Below are 21,779 nucleotides of genomic sequence, written 5' to 3'. Positions count from 1 at the left end.
CGTCAGTTACCGCCCGTGCCTGGACCCGGCGTGCCGCCTCCCGGGAGGACGGGCACGGTCCCGCCGGGACTCTGCGTCCCGCCGGGGTTCTGGGTGGCGCCGGGGTTCTGGGTGGCGCCCGGCCCCGGGGTCTGCTGCTGGTCGCCGGGCTTCCCGGGCGCGGGCGCGGCGGGCGGCAGGGCCGCGTTTCCCCCGGCGGGGATCAGCGCGACCGCGATCGTCCCGGCGGAGGCCGCCTGGGTGACCAGCGCCGCGTCCGCGGGCGGGACGGCGACGTCGACGTTGGTCTGCTCGGAGCGGAGCCGGGCGCCGCCGAGCCCGCCGCTGCCGCCGTCGTCGCCGCTCATGCCGACGACGATCGCGTCCTGGGACAGGACCGTTCCGGGACGCGGCCCGCCGTTCGTCGCGCCGCCGACCGCGTAGAGCATGACGTGCCGTCCGACGCTGACGCCGGTGTCGCCGCCGCCGGACGGGAACTGGCCCGGTTTCAGCGCGAGCCCGACGATCAGGCGGCCGCTCGACGGGGCGTCCGCCGGGCTGATCATGGAGTTGGTCAGCAGCGCGCCCTTGACCAGCGGGACGGCCGCGATGTGGCGGGTCACCTTCGCCCGCTCCGACCAGTCGAGGTACTGGATCCCGGTGTCGCCGACCTGGACCTCCTCGAGCGCGCTCGCCGGGATCGCCTGCCCGGCCGCGACCGGCTGGGCGACCCGGATCGCCGACACCCGCTCGCCGCTCGCCATCACGAGGTAGGCGCTGGCGAGGGCGCCGCCGAGGATGAGCAGCAGCGCGAGCGCCGCCAGGGCCGGTTTGCGTTCGCGCGGGGACGAGGGGAGCCGCTGCCCGCCGGACGTGCCGAGCCCCGTGCCGCCGAGCCCCGCCGCCCCACCGCCGGAGATGGTCGCCTGGTTGGACTTCATCGCGCCCTGCTTCCCGCCCTCCCGCAGACCCCGCCGGACGGGGTCCCCGCATCACCGAGCGATCCATGCTTGCGGGGGCGGCAAGGTCACGTCAATGGATTCGGTGAACGCGTGCCGTCACGTTCCCGGGCATAGTGCGATGACCTGCGAAATCGTCGGTCACTCAGGTTTTTACCATCAGTCACATCCGTCACTGACCCCATTGTGGACGCCCGAATGCCGCCGGGCGCCGCCCGCACGCGTCAGGGTTTCAGGCCGATGAGGCGTCCGAGCAGCGTCATGGTGTGGTCGAAGTAGTCGGCTCGTGACGAATCGCCGATGAGATTGTCGTATTGGCCGAACACCTCGAAGCTGACCGTCCCGTACAGGCCGGCCCAGGCCGTGACGGCTCGCATGATCACGTCGTCGGGGGCGTCCATGTGGACGATGGTGCGCACGCGGTCCAGGCCGCCCGCGATCGAGGGCAGCGGGGGCGGGCACGGCACGTCCGGCCCGTCCGGCGCGTCCGGGTCGATGGCCCCGGCGGCGTGCGCCTCGGTGACGATCCGGGCGATCACGACGGTGTCGCGGACGGCGGCGGGGACGGTGTCGTCCGGCGCCTCGTAGCCGGGGACGGGCGACCCGTACAGCAGGGCGTACTCGTGCGGATGCGCGAGCGCCCATTCCCGGACGGCCCTGCACACGGCGAGCCATCGTCCGGCGAAGTCGCCCGTGTGCGCCTTGGCGTGCCGGGCGTCGGCGCGCTCGACCGCCGCGCCGATCGCGTTGTACCCGTCGATGATCAGCGCGGTGAGCAGGTCGTCACGGCTCGGCACGTACCGGTAGATCGCCGAGGACACCATGCCCAGCTCGCGGGCGACCGCGCGCAGCGACAGCCCGCCCGCGCCCGCGGTGGCCAGCTGCCGTCTGGCGGTCTCGGTGATCTCCCGGATCAGCTCCGCCCGAACTCGTTCCCGTGCTGTGCGAACCGCGCTCATGACCTCGATGTTAGCAGAGCGTCGCACCAAAACGAGAGCACTGCTCTTGACAACACCGCTCACAATGGAGAGCATTGCTCTCGCAACGGAGCATCGAACGCGAGGAGAGCGACCATGGGCAAGCACGTGATCGTCGGAGCGGGCCAAGTCGGCGCGCATCTGGCCGGACGGCTCGTCGAGCAGGGGCACGACGTCGTCGTCGTGACCCGGTCCGGCTCGGGCCCGGACGGCGTCGAGCGGATCGCCGCCGACGTCACCGACCAGGCCCGGCTGACCAAGATCGCCACAGGCGCCGACACGCTCTACAACTGCGTCAACCCGCCCTACAACCGCTGGACGCAGGACTGGCCGCCGATGGCGTCGTCCTTCCTGGGCGCCGCCGAGGCCACGGGGGCGGTCCTGGTGACCCTGAGCAACCTCTACGGCTACGGGCCGGTGGACGGTCCCATGACCGAGGACCTGCCGCTCGCCACGACCGGCGCCAAGGGCCGGGTGCGAGCCAAGATGTGGGAGGACGCGCTGGCCGCGCACCAGGCCGGCCGCATCCGGATGACCGAGCTGCGCGGGTCCGACTACTACGGGCCGGGCAGCACCGACGCGGGGCCCGTCGGCGAGGTCCGGTTCGTGGCGCCGCTGCTGGCGGGCAAGAAGGTGAGCTACCTCAGCGACCCGTCCGTCCCGCACTCGTGGACGTACCTGCCCGACGTCGCCGAGGCCCTCGCCATCGCCGGGACGGACGAGCGCGCCTGGGGACGGCCCTGGCACGTCCCGACCGGCCCGGCCGTCTCCACGCTCGACGTCGCCGCGCGGCTGTGCGAGCTCGCCGGCGCTCCGGCACCACGCGTCGCCGCGCTGCCGCGGCCCGTCTTCAACCTGATCGGGCTGTTCAACCCGCTGGTCAAGGAGCTGCGGGAGACCCGGTACCAGTTCGACAAGCCGTTCGTGCTGGACTCCTCGGCGTTCCAGTCCACGTTCGGGATGGCGCCGACCTCGATGGACGACGCCCTCAGGGCGATCATCTCGGCACGCGGGCAGCGGACGCCCGCGGGTAATTAAGCTGATGGAATGCGGATCTCGTTCACGGCACTCACGGGCACGGGACCGCGCGACGTGGTGATGGACGTCGACTCCGAGGCCACCGTGGACGGCGTCGCCCAGTCGCTCACCGCCCTCCTCGACGGCCGGTCCCACCGACTGGCGAACGACGCCCTCCTGGACACCGGCGAGCTGCCGAGACCGGACGAGCCGCTGAGGCCGGACGACCTGCTGAGGCCGGACGAGCCGCTGAGGCCGGGAGGCCGCGCGGGACGGCCGCGGCGGGCCCTGTGGATGGACGGGCGGATGCTCGACCCGGAGGCCCTCGCCGTCAAGGAGCTGCGGGACGGCGCGGTCGTCGCGGTGGAGCGGCGCGGCGCCGCCGCCACCGTCCTCGCCGAGCCGACCGGGCTGGTCGAGGTGCGGGTCGTCGGCGGCCCGGCGGCCGGGTCGGTGCACCGGCTCGGGCTCGGGGTCAGCACGATCGGGTCCGGCCGGGACGTGGACGTGGTGCTGGACGATCCGTCCGTCCCGGCGCGGTCGCTGCGGCTCACGGTCGGGCGGGAGGCCGTCCAGGTCGAGGCGTCCGAGCTGACGATGCGGGGCGCCGCCGCGCTGGACGGGACGCCGCTGGCCGCGACCGCGGTCTGGCCCGCGGGCGGCCGGCTGCGGGTGGGCTCCAGCGTCCTGGCGCTCGGTCCGAGCAGCGCGCCCGACGCCCATCTGGAGCCCCTGCCGGAGGGCGGCCTCGCGTTCGACCGGCCGCCCCGCCCGCGCCCCGTGTTCCCTGTCAGGAGGCTGGAGGTCCCGGAGGCCCCCGAGCAGGGGCCGCTCGATCGGCTCCGGGTGTTCGGCCGCAGGTCTTTGAAGGAGTTCGAGCGCAGGTCCGCCGAGTTCGAGGCCGAACTGGAGCGGCTGCGCCGCGAGGACGAGGCCGAACGGCGCGCCCTGCATCCCGACCCGGCGGAGGTGCTGCTCACCGCGACCGGGCCCCGGCGGCGGCTGTGGGAGCGCCGCCGCGGCGACCCCGACGTCCTGCAGCTGCGGATCGGCCTCGCCGACCTGCCCGCCCGGATCGAGATCACGGGCGACGCCGCCCGCCTTCCGCCCGTGGACGCCCGGCTGGTGCCGGTGACGGTGCCGCTGGCCGAGCTGGGCGTCGTGGGGGTGGCCGGTCCGCGCCGCGCGTCCCGCGCGCTGGCCCGGTGGACGGTCGCGCAGGCCGCCGCGCTGCACAGCCCCCGCGACCTGGCCATCGTCGTCCTGTCCGCCGACCGGGACGCCGGGGACGAGTGGAACTGGGTGCGGTGGCTGCCGCACTGCGCGCCCCGCGAGGGCGAGGACTGCGTCGCCCTCGTCGGCACCGACCCCGAATCGGCCGCGCACCGCGTCACCGAGCTGGCGATCCGCCTCACCGAACGGCGACGCGCCGCCGACCAGGCCGAACCGGTCCCCTACAACATCCTGCTCGTGCTGGACGGGGCGCGCACGCTGCGCCGCATACCCGGGATGCCGATGCTACTGTCGCGCGGCGCCGAATTCGGCCTGTACGGCATCTGCGTGGACGATGACGAGCGCCAACTCCCCGAGGAATGCCGCGCCGCAGCCGTATGGGATCCGCAATACCCCGCGACGGTCCGCCTCCGGGGCCCCGGATACGACTTCCCCGTCCTGGCCGACCAGGTCTCCCCCACCTGGACCGACCGGGTGGCGCGTGCGCTGGCCCCGGTCCGGGACGTGCCGCGCGAGGTCGCCGCAGACCCGATCCCGGCGGACGTGCGGCTCCTTGACGTCCTCGACATGCCGGAGCCCACGGCCGACCACATCCTCCGGACGTGGACGCGCACGGGAGGCCGGACGGCCCGCGTCCCCATCGGCCTCGGCTCCTCACGCCGCCCGTACGAGATCGACCTGCGCGCGGACGGGCCGCACGCCCTCATCGCGGGAACCGCAGGCGCGGGCACGTCTGAGCTGCTGCGGACGCTCGTCGCGTCCCTCGCCGCCGCGAACCGCCCTGACGAGATGACGTTCGTCCTGATCGGCTCTGACGGCGGCGCGAGGTTCAGGGAGTGCGCCCGCCTCCCCCACACGGTCGGCGTGGTCACCGGCCTGGACGACGAGCGCGCCGCCGAACGCGCCCTGGAGTCGCTCTCCGCCGAACTCCGGCGCCGGGAGGACGTCCTGCTCGACGCGGGTGTCAAGGACCTCGACGGCTACGACGGGCTGCGCCGCGGGAGGCACGATCTGCCGTCCGTGCCGCGTCTCGTCCTGGTCGTGGACGAGTTCGCCGCGATGGCCGCCGACGTGCCCGGCTTCGTGACGGGCCTGGTCGACATCGGGCGGCGCGGGCGGGCGCTGGGCGTCCATCTGGTCCTCGCCACGAGGCGTCCCGCCGGGGCCGCTGGAGTCGCCGCCGACGCCGAGGTGCGGATCGCGCTGCGCGTCACCGGCCCGGACGAGTCCACCGAGGTCCTCGGTTCGCCGGAAGCCGCGCAGATCCCCAAGTCCACCCCTGGACGCTGCTACATCCGCTCTGGCGGGTCGCCACCGCAGGCGCTGCAGGTGGCGCGGGTCAGCGGCCGCCGTCCCGGGGCCGGGGTCACCGGGCGCGGCGCCACCGTCGTCCCGCTCCCCTGGCAGAGCCTCGGACACCCGCTGCCCGACCCCCGCAAGGCCCTTGGAGCGGACGACGACGCCACCGACCTCGGCGTTCTCGTCCAGGCGATCGACGAGGCCGCACGCCGCGCGGGCATCGTGCGGGAGCCGTCGCCGTGGCTGAACCCGCTGCCGGAGCGGTTCACGCTGACGCCCCGGAACGCCGCGGGCGGCTCCGTCGTGGACGTCCCGCCGATCCCGTTCGGCGTGACCGACCTGCCCGCCGTCCAGTCCCGCGAGGATCTGGCCCTGGACCTCGCGTCCGGCGGCCACCTGTACATCGCCGGGTCCGCCCGGTCGGGCCGCTCCACCGCCCTGCGGACGATCGCCGGGTCCCTCGCCGCCGCCTGCTCCCCCTACGACGCGCACCTGTACGCCGTCGACTGCGGCGCGAACGCGCTGCTGCCGCTGACGTCCCTCCCGCACTGCGGCGCGGTCGTCGCCCGCGACCAGCTCGACCGCTGCGACCGGCTCCTCACCGCGCTCGCCGCCGAGACCGCGCGGCGCAGGCAGGTCCTCGCCGAGGCGGGCTTCGCGTCCCTCGCCGAGCAGCGCGCCTCCGTCGCCGCCACCGACCGCCTCCCCTGGATGGTGCTGTTGCTCGACGGCTGGGAGGGGTTCCTCGGCGCGTTCGAGCACTACGACCAGGGCCGCCTGGTCGACGAGGTGATCCGGCTCCTGGACGAGGGCGCCGCCGTGGGCCTGCGCGCCGTCGTCACCGGCGACCGCTCCGGCCTGGGCGGGCAGATCTCCGCCGCCTTCGGCCGCCGCCTCCTCCTCCGCATGGACGACCCGGACGACTACGGCTACGGCGGCCTCAAGGGCAGGCAGGTCCCCGCCGCGATGCCGCCCGGCCGCGCCCTCGAACCGGCCGGTCGACCGGCCGGGCCGGACGCCCCGCCGCGCGAGTCGCAGATCGGGCTGCTGGCGGACGACCCGTCCGGCGCCGCGCAGGGCGCCGCGCTCCAGGAGATCGCCCGCGCCTGCGTGTCCCGCTACGGCCGCCTGCCCCGCCGGAGGCGCCCCCTGCGCGTGGACGAGCTGCCCGACCGCGTCACCTACCGCGAGGCGATGTCGCTGGAACGCGAGTTCCTCGCCCCGTCCGCGCTGTGGGCGCTGATCGGGGTCGGCGGCGACACCCTCGCGCCCGTCGGCGTCGACCTGCTCAACGACGGGCCGGGCTTCACCGTCGCGGGCCCGCCCCGCTCCGGCCGCTCCACCACGCTGCGGACGATCGTCCATTCGCTTCTCGACCCGGCGGTGGGCGGCGGCCTCGTGCCCGTCGTGCTGGTCACGCCGCGCCGCTCGCCGCTGCGGCTGCTGTCCGGGCATCCGGGCGTCCTGGGGTTGCTGACGTCCGGCGCAGGCGCGGCCGATCTGGTCGCCGCCATCGGCGACGAGCACCACTACGCCGTGGTCGTGGACGACGCCGAACTCCTCGACCGGACCGGCCTGGACGACGCCCTCCGCGACGTCCTCCGCACCGCCCGCGACGGCGCGCACGCCGTCGTCGTCGGCGGCGCCACGGCCGACCTGGCGGGCGGCCATCGCGGCTTCCTCAGCGAGGCCCGCCGTTCCCGGTCGGGCGTGCTGCTGTCGGTGGAGTCCCCGGACGACGGCGACCTCTTCGGCCTGCGCTTTCCCCGCAACGCCCCGCTCGGCGGCCCCACCGGCCGCGGCCTGTTCGTCGCCGCCGGCGCCGCCACCCAGGTGCAGGTGGCCCTCCCGCCTCCGGCGGGCGCGGACTGAGCGGGCACGTGGCGGGTGCGGGTCCCGACCTCGGGGGGATGGGCCGGGACCCGCGGCTCATGGAGGCGTCGACCGGCGTCCGCCTCGATCGTTCCGCCGGGAGTCGCGGTCCCGGCCTTTCGTCTCGCAACGCTGGAACGTTTCCAGGCGGCGCCGAAAGAATGGCGACAGCCTACGCCGGGACGATCACCTCGATCCAGTGCCGAACGGCGGATCGGCCTGCGTTCCGGACCCTTTCCGCCCATGCGGGCGTGTCCGGATGTGGCCACCCACGCCATCCCGGCGGCGCCGCGCACGACTTGTGACGCACATAGTGACTCCCCGTCAAGTGGATTTAAGAAATGGGGAGTCGCGCCGTCACGGACGGCTGTCGGCGAGGCGGGCCGTCCGGACCCGTCCACCCGACGCGCCCCCGGAGGCCGAGCAGGAGGTCGCCTCCGCCGAGGAGACGCTCGCAGGGGCGCACCCCCTACGCACCCTTAGATGTGCGCACTTGGGGAGGGGCTTACGAAATCGCGGAACGGCGATTATCTAGACTGCGTGAGGTTGTGAGGGAGGAGACCCACGTGCGCAAGGTCCTGATCGCCAACCGCGGCGAGATCGCGGTCCGCATAGCCCGTGCCTGCCGGGACGCCGGGATGACCAGCGTCGCGGTGTACGCGGAGCCCGATCTGGACGCCCTGCACGTTCAGGTAGCGGACGAGGCGTTCACCCTCGGCGGGCAGAGCGCCGCCGACAGCTACCTCAGCATCGAGAAGCTGCTGAAGGTCGCCGCCGAATCGGGCGCGGACGCCGTCCACCCCGGCTACGGGTTCCTCGCGGAGAACGCCGACTTCGCCAAGGCCGTGCAGGACGCGGGGCTGACGTGGATCGGCCCGCCGCCCGCCGCGATCACCGCGCTGGGCGACAAGGTGCAGGCCCGGCACATCGCCCAGAAGGTCGGCGCGCCGCTGGTCGCCGGAACCAAGGACCCGGTGTCCGGCGCGGACGAGGTCGTCGCGTTCGCCGCCGAGCACGGGCTGCCGATCGCGATCAAGGCCGCGTACGGCGGCGGCGGGCGCGGCCTGAAGGTCGCCCGGACGCTGGACGAGGTCCCGGACATGTACGAGTCCGCCGTCCGCGAGGCCATCGGCGCGTTCGGGCGCGGCGAATGCTTCGTGGAGCGCTATCTCGACAAGCCGCGGCACGTGGAGACGCAGTGCCTCGCCGACAAGCACGGCAACGTGGTCGTGGTGTCCACCCGCGACTGCTCGTTGCAGCGGCGGCACCAGAAGCTCGTCGAGGAGGCCCCGGCGCCTTACCTTTCGGACGAGCAGGTCGAACTGCTCTACCGCTCGTCCAAGGCCATTCTCAAAGAGGCCGGGTACGTCGGCGCCGGAACGTGCGAGTTCCTCGTCGGCCAGGACGGGACGATCTCGTTCCTGGAGGTCAACACCCGCCTCCAGGTCGAGCACCCCGTCACCGAGGAGGTCGCCGGGGTGGACCTCGTCCGGGAGATGTTCCGCATCGCCGACGGCGAGGAGCTCGGCTACGGCGACCCCGGGCTGCGCGGCCACTCGATCGAGTTCCGGCTGAACGCCGAGGACGCGGGCCGCGGCTTCCTCCCCGCGGTCGGGACGCTCACCGCGTGGGAGCCGCCGACCGGCCCCGGCGTCCGCCTCGACACCGGCTACGGCGCGGGGCAGACCGTCCCGCAGGCGTTCGACTCCCTGATCGCCAAGCTGATCGTGACGGGCGCGACGCGGCGGCAGGCCGTCGAGCGGGCGCGCCGCGCGCTGGCCGAGTTCGTGATCGACGGGATGCCGACCGTGCTGCCGTTCCACCGCGCGGTCCTGGACGACCCGGCGTTCGTCCCGGCCGACGACGCGACGCCGTTCTCCGTCCACACCCGGTGGATCGAGACCGAGTTCGACAACCAGATCCCGCCCTACGAGACGCACGCCGCGGGCGACGAGGCGGAGGAGGGCGAGCGGGAGCGCGTCACCGTCGAGGTCGGCGGGCGGCGCATCGAGGTCGTCCTGCCCGCGGGACTAGGCGCGATGCCGGGCGGGGCCGCCGGGGCGGCGCAGCCCGCGCGGCGGCGCGGCGGCAAGAAGGGCGGCGGCGCGCAGGCGTCCGGCGACTCCCTGGTCAGCCCGATGCAGGGCACCATCGTCAAGATCGTCGTCGAGGACGGCGCGACGGTGGCGGCCGGCGACACCGTCGTCGTCCTGGAGGCCATGAAGATGGAGCAGCCGATCACCGCGCACAAGGCCGGGACGCTCACCGGCCTGTCCGCCGAGGTCGGCCAGACCGTCTCCGCAGGCGCCGTGATCTGCGAGATCAAGGACAGCTGACCCGGGCGGCCCACGCGAAATCCCTCTGCCGGAGGACGCATTCTGCCGTTACATGGGCAGACTGGAGGCATGAGCACCGACAACCGGGCCATCCGGGCGGCACGCCGGGGCGCCGTCTCGGCGATCGTCGCCGCCGTCGCCCTGCCGGCGTTCGCCTTCACCGCCCCCGCGCAGGCCGCCCCGGCGCAGCCCGCCGCAGCGCAGATCACCACCCAGACCACCACCGCGCAGACCGCGGCCCGCTACGACAACGCCGGGCAGATCGCGAAGGGCCTGATCGACTCGCGGCTCTACGTGACGAGCGAGGCCGGGAACGTGCTGTCCCCGTCCGACCGGAACGAGATCACGTCGGCGCTCGGCGGCGACGAGGACGCCGACATCCGCGCCGTCGTCGTCGGGAACGGCGTCACCAGGACCGAGGTCGGGCAGATGCTCCCGGCCGTCGCGGAGCGGGTCGGCAAGGGCGGGACGTACGTCGCCGTCACCGCCGACGGCAGCCGCATGGGCGCGATCTCCAAGAAGCTCGACAAGCAGGAGATCAACCAGCTCGTCACCCGCACGAACGGCGCGCCGCTGAAGGACCGGCTGATCCAGTTCGGCGGCCTCGCGGAGAAGAAGGTCGACGACAAGGCCCGGTCCAGCGCGGTCGGCATGTACGTGACGCTCGGCGTCCTGCTCATGGTCGTCGCCGCGGCCGCCGGAGGGTTCCTCGTCGTGCGGAAGCGGCGCCTCGACCGCGAGGCCCGGCAGATGGCCGACCTCAAGGCCGGCGTCGAGGAGGACGTGACGCTGCTCGGCGAGGACATCGCGCATCTCGACCTCGACGTCATGGACAAGGGCCTCGACCCCGACACCCGCGCCGACTACGAGCGCGCCATGAACTCCTACGACGAGGCCAAGCGGGAGACGGCGCACGCCGCCAAGCCGCAGGACATGCAGGCCGTCACCACCGCGCTGGAGGACGGCCGCTACTACATGACCGCGACACGCGCCCGGCTCGCCGACGAGCCCGTGCCCGAGCGCCGCGCGCCCTGCTTCTTCAACCCGCAGCACGGGCCGTCCGTGGAGGACGTGACGTGGGCGCCGCCCGGCGGTGTCGAGCGTTCCGTCCCGGCGTGCGCGGCGGACGCGGAGGCCGTCCTGAAGGGGACGGACCCGGACGTCCGCATGGTGCCGTCCGGCGGCACCCGGCGGCCGTACTGGGACGCGGGCCCCGCCTACGGCCCGTACGCGGGCGGCTACTACTACGGCTACGGTGGGATCGACCTGCTCAGCGGCATGATGATCGGCACCATGCTCGGCTCGATGATGAGCGGCGGCTGGGGCGGCGGCTACGGCGGCGACGCGGCGGGCGCCGGCGCGGAAGGCGACGTCGGCGGCGGCTGGGACTTCGGCGGCGGCGACTTCGGCGGCGGCGGCGGTTTCGGCGGCGGCGGCGACTTCGGCGGCTTCTGACCGTCGTCCGGCACGACGGGGATCACCGCGTCGACGATGGCGACGAGCCCGGCGGCCAGTCCCCACGGCCGCACCGCCTTGCCGACGTGCCCGACCAGTTCGGGATCGTCGCCGGCCTCCAGCAGCGCGGGCAGATCCGCCAGGTCCCGGGCGGCGATCACGTCGCGCAGCGCGACCTGGATGATCGCCTGCGCGGCGGAGGACGGCGAGTCCGCCGCCTCGGCGTACCGGACGGGGTCGTCCACCCGGATCGTCGCGAGCGCCTTGCCCCGGACGGCGACACCGTCCCTGGTCACGGCCTTGAACCAGACGTGGTGGGGGTGGAGGCTCGCGGGGACGAGGACGCCCGCGTCGGCGAGCGGCAGCAGGTAGCGCAGCCCCGGCCCGCGGACCTCGGCCGTCCCCCCGAACCGCCGGACGACCAGCCGCTCGGACGCCCCGACCCGCCGCACCCCCGACGCCACGACGACGACCGCGCCCAGCCCCAGGACCACGAGGGCCGCGTCGAGAACGTCCATCTGCCCCACCTCCGGCTGTGCTCCCTTCCACCGTCGGCGATGGGGAGAGGCGCCGCAATCGGGCCGGGCGCCCATAACGTGCGGGGCCATCGTGCATTTGCGCGCGGGGTGTCACGCATGGACAAACGCCGACGTCATGCGGTGACGTGGACCTATGAGCAGGACACCCGCGTCGGCGTTGTACTGGCGCATCCTCGGAATCAACGGGCTGATCTTCGCGGCGGGCACGGTGGCGCTGGCGGTGGCGCCCGTCACCGTGTCGTCGTTCGTCCTGCTGCGGGAGCTGCCCGTGCTGGTGGTCGGGCTCGCCGTGATGATGGCGGCGAACGCGGTGCTGCTGCGCGCCAGCCTCGCGCCGCTGGAGGGGCTCACCGCGCTGATGGCGCGGCTCGACTCGCTGCGCTCGGGCGACCGGCTGGCGACCGGACGGAACGGCGACCTGTTCCACCTGGTCGACCAGTTCAACGCGATGCTGGACCGGCTGGAGGCCGACCGCAGCACCAGCACCGCCGTGGTCCTGGACGCGCAGGAGGCCGAGCGCCGCCGCATCGCGCAGGAGCTGCACGACGAGATCGGGCAGAGCCTCACGGTCGTGCTGCTTGAGCTGAAGTCGGTGGTGAACCGGGCGCCCGAGGAGGTGGCGGACGAGCTGCGGGGCGTGCAGGAGACCGTCCGGTCGAGCCTGGACGAGGTGCGCCGGGTGGCGCGGCGGCTGCGTCCGGGCGTCCTGGACGATCTCGGCCTGACCAGCGCGCTCACCGCCCTCGCCGCCGACTTCTCCGAGGCGGGCGGGCCGCGCGTGACCCGCCGCGTCCAGACGGGCCTGGAGGGTCTCGGCGCGGACGCCGAGCTGGTGATCTACCGGATCGCGCAGGAGGGCCTGACGAACGTGTGGCGGCATTCCGGCGCGCGGAACGCGGAACTGTCGCTGGCGCAGGACGACGACGGCCGCGTCGTCCTGCGGGTCGTGGACGACGGCTCGGGCCCGCCCACGGAGGTCGGCGCCGGAATCCACGGGATGCGGGAACGGGCGATGCTCATCGGCGCGCAGCTCACCATCGGCCCGGCGGACGACGACACCGGCACCGAGGTCAGGCTGGTCATCCCGCCGTCCGGCGCACGCCGGACGGCGCCGTAGGTCAGGGCTCGACGAGGCCGACGCGGATGGCGTACTTGGTCAGCTCCAGCCGGTCGCGCATGCCGAGCTTGCCGAGGATGTTCGCGCGATGCCGGTCGACCGTCTTCACGCTGATCGTCAGCGTCTCCGCGATCCGCTTGGACGAGTACCCCTCCGCGACCAGTTTGATGATCTCCTCCTCGCGCGGGGTGAGGACGCTGTCGGGGGCTTCGCCGTCCCGGTCCCTGGCGAGGTATTCGCGGATCAGCGCGGTGACGGCGGCCGGGTAAAGGAACGGCTCGTCCCGCATCGCGGAGCGGACGGCGTTGAGCAGGTCCCGGTCGGCGACGGACTTCAGCACGTACCCGGACGCGCCCGCCTTCAGCGCCTCGAACAGGTACTGCTCGTTGTCGTACATCGACAGGATCAGCGTCCGCACGGACGGGAACCGCCGCGAGATCTCCCGCGCGGCCTGCAGCCCCGTCATGCGCGGCATCGCGATGTCCAGGATCGCGAGGTCGACGCCGCCGGCCGCGCAGGCGTCGATCGCCTCCGCGCCGTCGGCGGCCTCGGCGACCACGGTCAGGTCGGGTTCGGCGTCCAGGATCAGGCGCAGCCCGCGGCGCACCAGCGCGTGGTCGTCGGCCAGCAGAATCCGGGTGGCGGACTCGCGCGTGTGCACCCGATCACCTCCGGTCTCGCCCTCATCCTAGGCTCGGGACACCGCGGGAGATTCCCGCCACCTGCAGATACATGATCCCTCCCCGCCGATATGGGGCCTGGACCCGATATCGGCGCGGGCCGCCGCCGCAAAGACTGGACAGCGTACGCAGAAAGGGGCGGACGCATGTCTCAGCGATTCAGCGGCGCACGCCGTCCCCCGCTCACGGCGCGACGGCGGCCGTCCTGCGACGGGCCGTTCCCCGGCGCCAGGAGGAGGGATCTATCAGCACGAGGAACAAGGCTCTCCGGGAGCCGGAAGGACACCATCAGGATGCAAGCGCGGGACATCGCCGTACAGGTGCCGACCGTGACGTTGGGCGACTCGATCGCCCACGCGATCCAGGTCATGGCGCTGGGCCGCCTGCCCGGGCTGATCGTGATCGACGCGGAGCAGCGGCCCCGGGTCGTCCTGCCGGGCACGCAGGTGCTGCGGCTCGCGGTGCCCGCCGCCTACCAGGAGGACCCGGCGCTGACCCGGGCCGTGGACGAGGCGCACGCCGACGTCTTCTGGCACGAGCTCCGCGACCGGACGGTCGGCGACTGCCTCGGCACGCACACTCCCCGCCCGGTGATCGTCAAGGCGTCCGCGACGCTGCTGGAGCTCGCCACGCTGATGGCGCGGCAGCGCAGCCCGCTCGTCGCCGTGGTGGACGACGCCGGGCTCCTGGCGGGCGCGATCACGCTCGACCGGCTGCTGTCCGCGCTGGCGCTGGCCAGGCCGGACGACGGCTGACCCACCCGCTTCGTCCGCCCGGGTCCCGCGCGCCGAGGGGCGTGCGGTGAGCGCTGCCATAGCGCTCGGGATCTTCGTCGTCGCGTTCTTCTTCATCGCGACGGAGAAGGCCGACAAGGTCAAGGTCGTCCTCATCGCGGCCGGCGCGATGACGGTGCTCGGGCTGACCGCGGGCGGGGAGGTCTTCTTCTCCGAGCACGAGGGGATCGACTGGAACGTCATCTTCCTGCTGCTCGGCATGATGATCGTCGTCGGCGTGATCAAGGGCACCGGGCTGTTCGAGTACCTGGCGATCTGGGCGGCCAAGCGCTCGAAGGGCCGTCCGTACCGGCTGCTGGTGATGCTGATGGCCATCACCGCCGTGGCGTCGCCGTTCCTGGACAACGTCACCACGATCATGCTGGTGGCGCCGGTGACGGTGGTGGTCTGCGACCGGCTGCGCATCCCGGCCCAGCCGTATCTGATCGCGGAGGTGCTGGCGTCCAACATCGGCGGCGCCGCCACCCTGATCGGCGACCCGCCGAACATCATCATCGGCAGCCGCGCGGGGCTGACGTTCAACGACTTCCTCATGCACATGACCCCGATCGTGGTGATCATCTTCCTCACGTTCGTGGTGCTGTCGCGGTGGATCTTCCGCAAGTCGTTCACCTACGACGAGCGGTACGTGGACGAGGTGATGGCGCTGGACGAGCGCAAGGCCATCACCGACCACGGGCTGCTGGCGCGGTGCCTGGCCGTCCTCGGGCTGATCATCGTCGGGTTCTCGCTGCACTCGGTGCTGCACGTGGAGCCGTCGATCGTGGCGCTCGTCGGCGCGGGCGTCATGCTGCTGGTCACGAAGGTCGAGGTGGCGGACGTCCTCAAGGAGGTCGAGTGGGGCGTCCTGGTGTTCTTCATGGGCCTGTTCGTGATGGTCGCGGGCCTCGGGCACACCGGCGTCATCGAGGGCATCGGCGAGTGGGCCGCGGACGCGATCGGCGACAACTACTTCGCCGCCGCCACCAGCCTGGTGTTCGGGTCGGCCGTGCTGGGCGCGTTCTTCGACAACATCCCGTACACGGCGACGATGGCGCCGATCGTGGAGGGGATGGCCGAGGGCGCCGACCCGCAGACCGCGGACGCCCTGTGGTGGTCGTTCGCGCTGGGCGCCGACTTCGGCGGGAACGGGACGGCGGTCGCCGCGAGCGCCAACGTCGTCGCGATCGGCATCGCCGCCAGGACCGGTCACCCGATCAGCTTCTGGCAGTTCACCCGCTACGGGATCGGCATCACGGTCGTGAGCACCGTGATGGCGTGGGTGTACGTGGCGCTGCGCTACTTCTGACGCCGGAGGTGGCCGGGCGCGCCTAGTAGGCGTGCTCGGCCATCAGCCGCCGCGACGCCTCCGTGATGCTGCCCGACAGCGACGGGTACACCGCGAACGTGTGCGCCACCTGGTCGACGGTCAGGTGCTGCTGGACGGCCATCGACACGCCCAGGATCAGCTCGCTCGCCCGCGGCGCCACGATGACGCCGCCGAGCACGATCCCCGTGGCCGGACGGCAGAACAGCTTCACGAAACCGTCCTCGAAGCCCTGCATCTTGGCGCGCGCGTTGGTGAACAGCGGCAGCATGACCGTCCGGGCGTTGACGTCGCCGGAGTCGACCATCCCCTGCGTCACGCCGACCGACGCGACCTCCGGGTCGGTGAAGATGTTGGACGCGACCCAGCCGAGCTTCAGCGGCTGCACCGCCTCCCCCAGCGCGTGCCACATCGCGATCCGGCCCTGCATCCCGGCGACCGACGCCAGCATCAGCACGCCGGTGCAGTCGCCGGACGCGTAGATGTGCGGGACCGACGTCCGCGACACCTTGTCGACCTCGACGAACCCGCGCGGGTCGCAGCGGACGCCGACGTCCTCCAGGCCCATGCCGCCGGTGTTCGGGATCATCCCGACGGTCATGAGGCAGTGGCTGCCCTCGACCTTCGTCCCGTCCTCCAGCGTAACGATCACGCCGTTCCCCGACCGCTCCACGGTCGCGGCCCTGGACCGCGACATGACGTTCATCCCGCGCCGCAGGAACACCTCTTGCAGGACGGCCGCGGCGTCGGCGTCCTCCGTCGGCAGGATCCGGTCGCGCGACGACACCAGCGTCACCTTCGACCCGAGCGACAGGTACGCCCCGGCGAACTCGGCGCCCGTCACGCCGGACCCGACGACGATCAGGTCCTCGGGCAGTTCCGGCAGGTCGTAGAGCTGGCGCCAGTTCAGGATGCGCTCGCCGTCCGGCTCCGCGCCGGGCAGGACGCGCGGCGTCGCGCCCGTCGCGATCAGCACGTTGTCGGCGTGGATCCGCCGGTCGCCGACCGCGACCACATGCGGCTCCACCAGCCGCGCCTCACCCCGGACGATCTTGACCTCTTCGTAGGCGAGCCGCTCGGCGACGTCGAACGACTGGGCGCGCGCGAGGTCCTTCACGCGCTTGTTGACGGTGGTCATGTCGGCTTCCAGCGCGCCGACGATGCCGTCCGGGCCGCCGTTGAAGCGCACGCCGAGGCCCTCCGACTCCGACATCACCGCGATGCGGGTCGAGGTGGCGATGAGCGTCTTGGACGGCACGCAGTCGGTGAGCACGCACGCGCCGCCGGGGCCGTCCCGTTCGACGACGGTCACGTCGGCGCCGAGCTGCGCCGCGACCAGCGCGGCCTCGTAGCCCCCCGGCCCTCCTCCGATGATCACGATTCGGGTCACATCTTCCATTGTTTCCTACTCACGGCGATGAAAAGTCCCGTCGTGGACCGGTTTCACGGAGCACGCCGATGCCGATACGGCCTTCCTCCCGGCCCGTAAGGGCATGTGGCGTAACCTTGGCCAACGTGGCACTGTACGCGGCGTACGCCTCCAACATGGATCCCGACCAGATGGCGAGCCGGGCTCCGCACTCGCCCATGCGCGGCACCGGCTGGCTGGCCGGCTGGCGGCTGACCTTCGGCGGGCAGGACAAGGGCTGGGACGGCGCCCTCGCGACCGTCGTCGAGGACGATTCCGAGCAGGTCTTCGTCGTCTACTACGACGTGCCCGCCTGGGACGAGAAGGAGCTCGACGCCTGGGAGGGCGCGGCGCTCGACGTCTACCGCAAGATCAGGGTGCGGGTGCAGACGCTGGACGGCGACGTGCTGTGCTGGATGTACGTCCTGGACGACTACGAGGGCGGGCTCCCGTCCGCGCGCTACCTCGGCATCCTCGCGGACGCGGCGGAGAAGGCGGGCGCGCCCGACGACTACGTGAAGGACCTGCGGACCCGTCCGTGCACGTCCCTGGGCGACTAGCCGTCGATCCGCGCCGGTAGTGTCGGCGGCGTGAGCAACGACGCTTTTGCGCTGGCGCGGGCTGCTGCGGACGAGTTGCGCGCTCGCGCGTCCGTGGACTCTTTCGATGTCGCTTTGGTGATGGGTTCTGGCTGGGTCCCGGCGGCCGACGCGCTCGGCTCGCCGTCTACGGATGTGCTGGTCACGGAGTTGCCGGGGTTTGCGCCTCCGGCGGCGGAGGGGCATGCGGGACGGGTGCGGGTGGTGGAGGTCGCCGGGCGCCGCGCTTTGGTGTTCCTGGGCCGGACGCACCTGTATGAGGGGCACGGCGTGGACGCGGTCGTGCATCCGGTCCGGACGGCGCTCGCGGCCGGAGTCGCGACGGTGGTGCTCACCAACGCGGCGGGCGGTCTGCGGCCCGAGCATCAGCGGGTCGGGGAGCCGGTGCTGATCTCCGACCATCTGAACCTGTCCGGCGCGAACCCGCTGACCGGCCCGAGTTTCCTGGACCTGACCGAGGCCTACTCCGGGCGGCTCCGGACCCTGGCCAAGGAGGTCGATCCGACGTTGTCGGAGGGGGTGTACGCGGCGTTGCGGGGCCCGACGTATGAGACGCCCGCCGAGATCCGGATGCTGCGCACGCTGGGCGCGGACCTGATCGGCATGTCGACCGTCCTGGAGACCATCGAGGCCCGGCGGGGCGGCGCGGACGTGCTGGGGATCTCCCTGGTCACCAACATCGCCGCCGGGCTGGCCGGTGAGCCCCTCGACCACGAGGAGGTCCTGGCCGCCGGCCGCGCGTCCGCCGGCCGGATCGGCGCACTGCTGGCCACCCTGCTGGCCAAGCTGTGAACGATCTGCGCCGCGCCGCCCAGGAGTGGCTCGCCCAGGACCCCGACCCCGCCACCCGCGCCGAACTCCGCGCCATCCTGGACGACGGCGACGACCAGGCCCTGGCCGACCGGTTCGGCGCCCGGCTGGAGTTCGGCACGGCCGGGCTGCGCGGCGAACTGGGCGCCGGGCCGAACCGGATGAACCGGGTCACGGTCATGCGCGCCGCCGCCGGGCTCGCCGCCTGCCTGCCGCCGGGCGGCCGGGTGATCGTCGGGTTCGACGCCCGGCACGGCTCACGGCAGTTCGCGCAGGACACCGCAGCCGTGCTGGCCGGGGCCGGGTTGCGGCCCGAGGTGTTCACCGACCCGGTCCCCACCCCCGTCCTGGCCCATTTCACCCGTGCTCATGGGGACGTGGTGGCGGGGGTGATGGTGACGGCCAGCCACAATCCGCCCCGCGACAACGGCTACAAGGTGTACTGGGCCGACGGGGCGCAGATCGTCCCGCCCACCGACGCGCAGATCTCCGCCGCGATCGACGCCGTCGGCCGCGTGGACGACCTGCCGCTGGGCACCGGCCGGCCCGTCCACCAAAACGCAGACCTCTACCTGGACGCGGTGTCGTCCCTGCACCTCGGCTCCCCCGACCCGAGCCTGTCGATCGTCTACACGCCCCTGCACGGCGTCGGCCGCGACGTCCTGCTCGCGGCGTTCGACCGTGCCGGGTTCTCCGCCCCCGCCGTCGTCGCTGAGCAGGGCGAACCCGACCCCGATTTCCCGACCGTCGCCTTTCCCAACCCCGAAGAACCCGGCGCGCTCGACCTGGCCCTCGCGCTGGCGCGGGAGCGGGGAGCCGACCTGGTGATCGCCAACGACCCCGACGCCGACCGCTGCGCTGTGGCCGTTCCGGACGGCGACGGGGGCTGGCGGGTGCTGACCGGGGACGAGGTCGGCGGGCTGCTCGCCGAACACATCCTGCGCCACACCACCGGCCACGACCGCCTCATCGCCACCACCATCGTGTCGTCGTCACTGCTGCGCTCCATCGCCGCCGCGCACGGCGTCCGGTTCGCCGAATCCCTCACCGGCTTCAAATGGATCATGCGCGCCGGCGGCCCGTCCGACCGGCTGGTGTTCGGCTACGAGGAGGCCCTCGGCTACAGCGTCGGCGACGACCACGGCGTCCTGGTCAACGACAAAGACGGCATCACCGCCGCCCTCGCCATCGCCGCCCTCGCCGCCCAAGCCCGCCACAACGGCCACACCCTCCCCGACCTCCTCGACGACCAAGCCCGCCGATACGGCCTGCACACCACCGCACAACTCTCCATCCGCATGCACGACCCCTCCCAGACCACCACCACAATGACCCGCCTCCGCGCCACACCCCCCACCAACCTGGCCGGACACCCGGTCGAATCTATCGACGACCTGCTCCACGCCGGGACGGACGGCCTGCCCCCCACCGACGGCCTGCGACTCCGCCTAGCCGGAGGCGCACGCATCGTCATCCGCCCGTCCGGGACCGAACCCAAGCTCAAGTGCTACCTGGAAGTCGTCCAACCCGTCGACGGCGACATCGCGACGGCCCGCGCACGCGCCGCCACCGAACTGGACGCCCTCCGCGAAGCCGTCTCCGCGGCCCTCAGCTGACCGCCGCCACGATGACGACCACGACCAGCAGCGCCAGCGGGACGCCCAGCGACGCCAGCGCCGGAACCGACCACGTCACCGTCCCTTTGGCCGACTCGTCCGCCGCCTCCTTCGCGGCGGCGGCGCGGTCCGGCGCGCCCGACTTCGTCCTCGGACGCTGCCGGTCGCGGATCTCGTTCAGCTGCTGCGCCGCGTACGCGGCGGGCGTCCGTCCCCGCAGGTCGAACTCCTGCTGCTTGGTCGCTTCCTTCCGGGCCCGCGCCTCCGCCTTCGCCTGCGCGCGCGGCGACGTCTGGTGCACCCAGGCCCGCGACTCCAGCTCCGCGCCGTCCGGGCCGGTGAACCGCACCGTCACGGCGTTCGTGCCCTCGATCCGCCGGACCGCGGCCCACGGCGCGCGGACGTCCCGCAGCGGGTTCCGGATCGTGACGGCGTCGTCGTCCCCGATGATCGCGGGCCGCAGCCCGACCGCGTACGCGACCCCGCTGCCGAGCAGCAGCAGCACGCCGATGCCGAACGTCAACGGCGTGTAGCTCGCGTCGCCGGTGATGCCGAACAGCAGGTCGGCGAGGTTGAGCGCGGCGAACGCCAGCCACGCGTACGCCGCGACCCGGCCGCCGGTGGAACGAATGGTCACCATGGCTCGATCATGCCAGGGGCCGGGCGCCGCTCCACTTGAGCTGCGCGAAACCGGGCTTGATCACCCCGTTGATCAGTTCGAGCCGCTCGGTGAACGGCGCGAACGCCGACTTCATCGCGTTCACCGTGAACCATTGCAGATCGTCCCAGCCGTAATCGAACGCCTCCACGAGCTTCGCGAACTCGTTCGACAGCGTCGTCCCGCTCATCAGCCGGTTGTCGGTGTTCACGGTGACGCGGAAGCTCAGCCGCCGCAGCAGCCCGATCGGATGCTCCGCGATCGACTTCGCCGCGCCCGTCTGGATGTTGGACGTGGGGCACATCTCCAGCGGGATCCGCTTGTCCCGGACATAGTCGGCGAGCCGCCCGAGCCTGGGCTCCCCATCGGCGGCAGGGCCGTCCACCTCGATGTCGTCGATGATCCGCACCCCGTGGCCGAGCCGGTCCGCGCCGCACCACTGGATCGCCTGCCAGATCGACGGCAGCCCGAACCCCTCGCCCGCGTGGATGGTGAAGTGCGCGTTCTCCCGCTGCAGGTACTCGAACGCGTCCAGATGCCTGGTCGGCGGGTACCCGGCCTCGGCGCCCGCGATGTCGAACCCGACGACGCCCGCGCCCCGGTACCGGACGGCCAGCTCCGCGATCTCCATCGATCGCGCCTGGTGCCGCATCGCGGTGACGAGCGTCCCGACCCGGATCCCGTGCTCGCGTCCGCCTCGCGCGAACCCGTCCAGCACGGCCTCGACGACCTGCTCCAGCGACAGCCCGCCGCGCAGATGCTGCTCCGGCGCGTACCGGACCTCCGCGTAGACGACGCCGTCCTTCGCCAGATCTTCCGCGCACTCGTAGGCGACCCGCGTCAGCGCCTCGACGGACTGCATCACCCCGACGGTGTGCGAGAACGTCTCCAGGTACCGCTCCAGCGACCCCGAGTTCGCCGACTCCTCGAACCACGCCCGAAGGTTGTCGGCGTCCGTGGTCGGCAGCTCCGTGTACCCGGACTCCCGCGCCAGATCCACGACGGTCCCGGACCGCACCCCACCGTCCAGATGGTCATGCAGCAACACCTTCGGCGCCCGCCGAACGTCCTCAAGCCCCGGCCGAACATTCATTCCACGAACCTACCGCCCCCGGCCCGGGGACG

At 73.0% G+C, this 21,779-nt stretch carries 16 protein-coding genes and 1 pseudogene; 10 read left to right on the top strand and 7 right to left on the bottom strand.

Features of this window, described 5'->3' with window-relative positions; genetic code table 11:
- Nucleotides 1-2 precede the first annotated feature (2 nt).
- Both ACH35V_RS04565 and ACH35V_RS04560 read right to left on the bottom strand, forming a co-directional pair.
- On the bottom strand, nucleotides 3-920 hold the full coding sequence (locus ACH35V_RS04565) for a hypothetical protein (protein WP_395970246.1): 918 nt from the start codon (nucleotides 918-920) through the stop codon (nucleotides 3-5).
- Nucleotides 921-1,162: 242 nt separating this feature from the next.
- Nucleotides 1,163-1,897 (bottom strand): TetR/AcrR family transcriptional regulator, encoded by a 735-nt coding sequence (locus ACH35V_RS04560; protein WP_395970245.1) that lies wholly within the window; start codon nucleotides 1,895-1,897, stop codon nucleotides 1,163-1,165.
- A gap of 114 nt (nucleotides 1,898-2,011) precedes the next feature.
- On the opposite strand from ACH35V_RS04560, the gene ACH35V_RS04555 reads away from it, so the two are divergent.
- From ACH35V_RS04555 to ACH35V_RS04540, 4 genes are all read left to right on the top strand, one after another.
- Nucleotides 2,012-2,953, top strand: coding sequence for an NAD-dependent epimerase/dehydratase family protein (locus ACH35V_RS04555; RefSeq protein ID WP_395970244.1), 942 nt, complete (start codon nucleotides 2,012-2,014; stop codon nucleotides 2,951-2,953).
- Nucleotides 2,954-2,962: 9 nt separating this feature from the next.
- A complete protein-coding gene (locus tag ACH35V_RS04550; RefSeq protein WP_395970243.1) occupies nucleotides 2,963-7,336 on the top strand; it encodes an FtsK/SpoIIIE domain-containing protein in 4,374 nt (1,457 codons plus the stop codon).
- Nucleotides 7,337-7,902: 566 nt separating this feature from the next.
- Complete coding sequence (locus tag ACH35V_RS04545) at nucleotides 7,903-9,672, top strand: acetyl/propionyl/methylcrotonyl-CoA carboxylase subunit alpha (protein WP_395970242.1); 1,770 nt, start codon at nucleotides 7,903-7,905, stop codon at nucleotides 9,670-9,672.
- Nucleotides 9,673-9,741: 69 nt separating this feature from the next.
- Nucleotides 9,742-11,127, top strand: a complete 1,386-nt coding sequence (locus tag ACH35V_RS04540) for a hypothetical protein (RefSeq protein ID WP_395970241.1) — start codon at nucleotides 9,742-9,744, stop codon at nucleotides 11,125-11,127.
- A 134-nt stretch (nucleotides 11,128-11,261) separates the two neighbouring features.
- On the opposite strand, the pseudogene ACH35V_RS04535 reads toward ACH35V_RS04540, so the two are convergent.
- Nucleotides 11,262-11,645 (bottom strand): annotated as a pseudogene (locus ACH35V_RS04535) (SPFH domain-containing protein); the annotation flags it as partial.
- Between the two features lie 154 nt (nucleotides 11,646-11,799).
- Between ACH35V_RS04535 and ACH35V_RS04530 the strand changes: the two are divergent.
- Nucleotides 11,800-12,783: a sensor histidine kinase gene (locus ACH35V_RS04530; protein WP_395970240.1), complete on the top strand. Its 984-nt coding sequence runs from the start codon at nucleotides 11,800-11,802 to the stop codon at nucleotides 12,781-12,783.
- Between the two features lies 1 nt (nucleotide 12,784).
- On the opposite strand, the gene ACH35V_RS04525 is transcribed toward ACH35V_RS04530, so the two are convergent.
- Nucleotides 12,785-13,444 carry a response regulator gene (locus ACH35V_RS04525; protein ID WP_395970239.1) on the bottom strand — a complete coding sequence of 220 codons (660 nt, stop codon included), beginning with the start codon at nucleotides 13,442-13,444 and terminating at the stop codon, nucleotides 12,785-12,787.
- Between the two features lie 312 nt (nucleotides 13,445-13,756).
- Between ACH35V_RS04525 and ACH35V_RS04520 the strand changes: the two genes are divergently transcribed.
- On the top strand, nucleotides 13,757-14,218 hold the full coding sequence (locus ACH35V_RS04520) for a CBS domain-containing protein (RefSeq protein WP_395970238.1): 462 nt from the start codon (nucleotides 13,757-13,759) through the stop codon (nucleotides 14,216-14,218).
- A 46-nt stretch (nucleotides 14,219-14,264) separates the two neighbouring features.
- On the top strand, nucleotides 14,265-15,545 hold the full coding sequence (locus ACH35V_RS04515) for an SLC13 family permease (RefSeq protein ID WP_395970237.1): 1,281 nt from the start codon (nucleotides 14,265-14,267) through the stop codon (nucleotides 15,543-15,545).
- Nucleotides 15,546-15,567: 22 nt separating this feature from the next.
- On the opposite strand, the gene ACH35V_RS04510 is transcribed toward ACH35V_RS04515, so the two are convergent.
- Nucleotides 15,568-16,953, bottom strand: coding sequence for an NAD(P)H-quinone dehydrogenase (locus ACH35V_RS04510; protein ID WP_395970236.1), 1,386 nt, complete (start codon nucleotides 16,951-16,953; stop codon nucleotides 15,568-15,570).
- Between the two features lie 125 nt (nucleotides 16,954-17,078).
- Between ACH35V_RS04510 and ACH35V_RS04505 the strand changes: the two genes are divergently transcribed.
- From ACH35V_RS04505 to ACH35V_RS04495, 3 genes are read left to right on the top strand one after another with little or no spacing between them, the layout of a single operon-like run.
- Nucleotides 17,079-17,531, top strand: a complete 453-nt coding sequence (locus ACH35V_RS04505; protein WP_395970235.1) for a gamma-glutamylcyclotransferase — start codon at nucleotides 17,079-17,081, stop codon at nucleotides 17,529-17,531.
- Nucleotides 17,532-17,561: 30 nt separating this feature from the next.
- Entirely contained in the window at nucleotides 17,562-18,362 is an 801-nt protein-coding gene (locus ACH35V_RS04500) for a purine-nucleoside phosphorylase (protein ID WP_395970234.1), read from the top strand.
- Nucleotides 18,359-19,996, top strand: coding sequence for a phospho-sugar mutase (locus ACH35V_RS04495; RefSeq protein WP_395970233.1), 1,638 nt, complete (start codon nucleotides 18,359-18,361; stop codon nucleotides 19,994-19,996). Before ACH35V_RS04500 ends, ACH35V_RS04495 begins: the two co-directional genes overlap by 4 nt.
- Here ACH35V_RS04495 and ACH35V_RS04490 read toward each other — a convergent pair.
- Both ACH35V_RS04490 and ACH35V_RS04485 read right to left on the bottom strand, forming a co-directional pair.
- Complete coding sequence (locus tag ACH35V_RS04490) at nucleotides 19,989-20,636, bottom strand: PH domain-containing protein (protein WP_395970232.1); 648 nt, start codon at nucleotides 20,634-20,636, stop codon at nucleotides 19,989-19,991. The two genes, ACH35V_RS04495 and ACH35V_RS04490, sit on opposite strands and share 8 nt — an antisense overlap.
- Before the next feature lie 7 nt (nucleotides 20,637-20,643).
- Entirely contained in the window at nucleotides 20,644-21,747 is a 1,104-nt protein-coding gene (locus ACH35V_RS04485; RefSeq protein WP_395970231.1) for an adenosine deaminase, read from the bottom strand.
- Nucleotides 21,748-21,779: the final 32 nt, after the last annotated feature.

This window comes from Actinomadura sp. 1N219 (genome assembly GCF_044326405.1).
In the GTDB taxonomy this organism is placed as follows: domain Bacteria; phylum Actinomycetota; class Actinomycetes; order Streptosporangiales; family Streptosporangiaceae; genus Spirillospora.
The sequence above is the reverse complement of the archived record's forward strand: the minus strand, read 5'-3'. Positions and strand labels throughout refer to the sequence as shown.

Bases quoted from the DNA above. Each gene is read 5' to 3' on its own strand.
- ACH35V_RS04550 (WP_395970243.1), top strand. From the start codon at position 2,963: ATGCGGATCTCGTTCACGGCACTCACGGGCACGGGACCGCGCGACGTG.
- ACH35V_RS04530 (WP_395970240.1), top strand. From the start codon at position 11,800: ATGAGCAGGACACCCGCGTCGGCGTTGTACTGGCGCATCCTCGGAATC.
- ACH35V_RS04560 (WP_395970245.1), bottom strand. From the start codon at position 1,897: ATGAGCGCGGTTCGCACAGCACGGGAACGAGTTCGGGCGGAGCTGATC.
- ACH35V_RS04485 (WP_395970231.1), bottom strand. From the start codon at position 21,747: ATGAATGTTCGGCCGGGGCTTGAGGACGTTCGGCGGGCGCCGAAGGTG.
- ACH35V_RS04565 (WP_395970246.1), bottom strand. From the start codon at position 920: ATGAAGTCCAACCAGGCGACCATCTCCGGCGGTGGGGCGGCGGGGCTC.
- ACH35V_RS04520 (WP_395970238.1), top strand. From the start codon at position 13,757: ATGCAAGCGCGGGACATCGCCGTACAGGTGCCGACCGTGACGTTGGGC.
- ACH35V_RS04555 (WP_395970244.1), top strand. From the start codon at position 2,012: ATGGGCAAGCACGTGATCGTCGGAGCGGGCCAAGTCGGCGCGCATCTG.
- ACH35V_RS04540 (WP_395970241.1), top strand. From the start codon at position 9,742: ATGAGCACCGACAACCGGGCCATCCGGGCGGCACGCCGGGGCGCCGTC.
- ACH35V_RS04490 (WP_395970232.1), bottom strand. From the start codon at position 20,636: ATGGTGACCATTCGTTCCACCGGCGGCCGGGTCGCGGCGTACGCGTGG.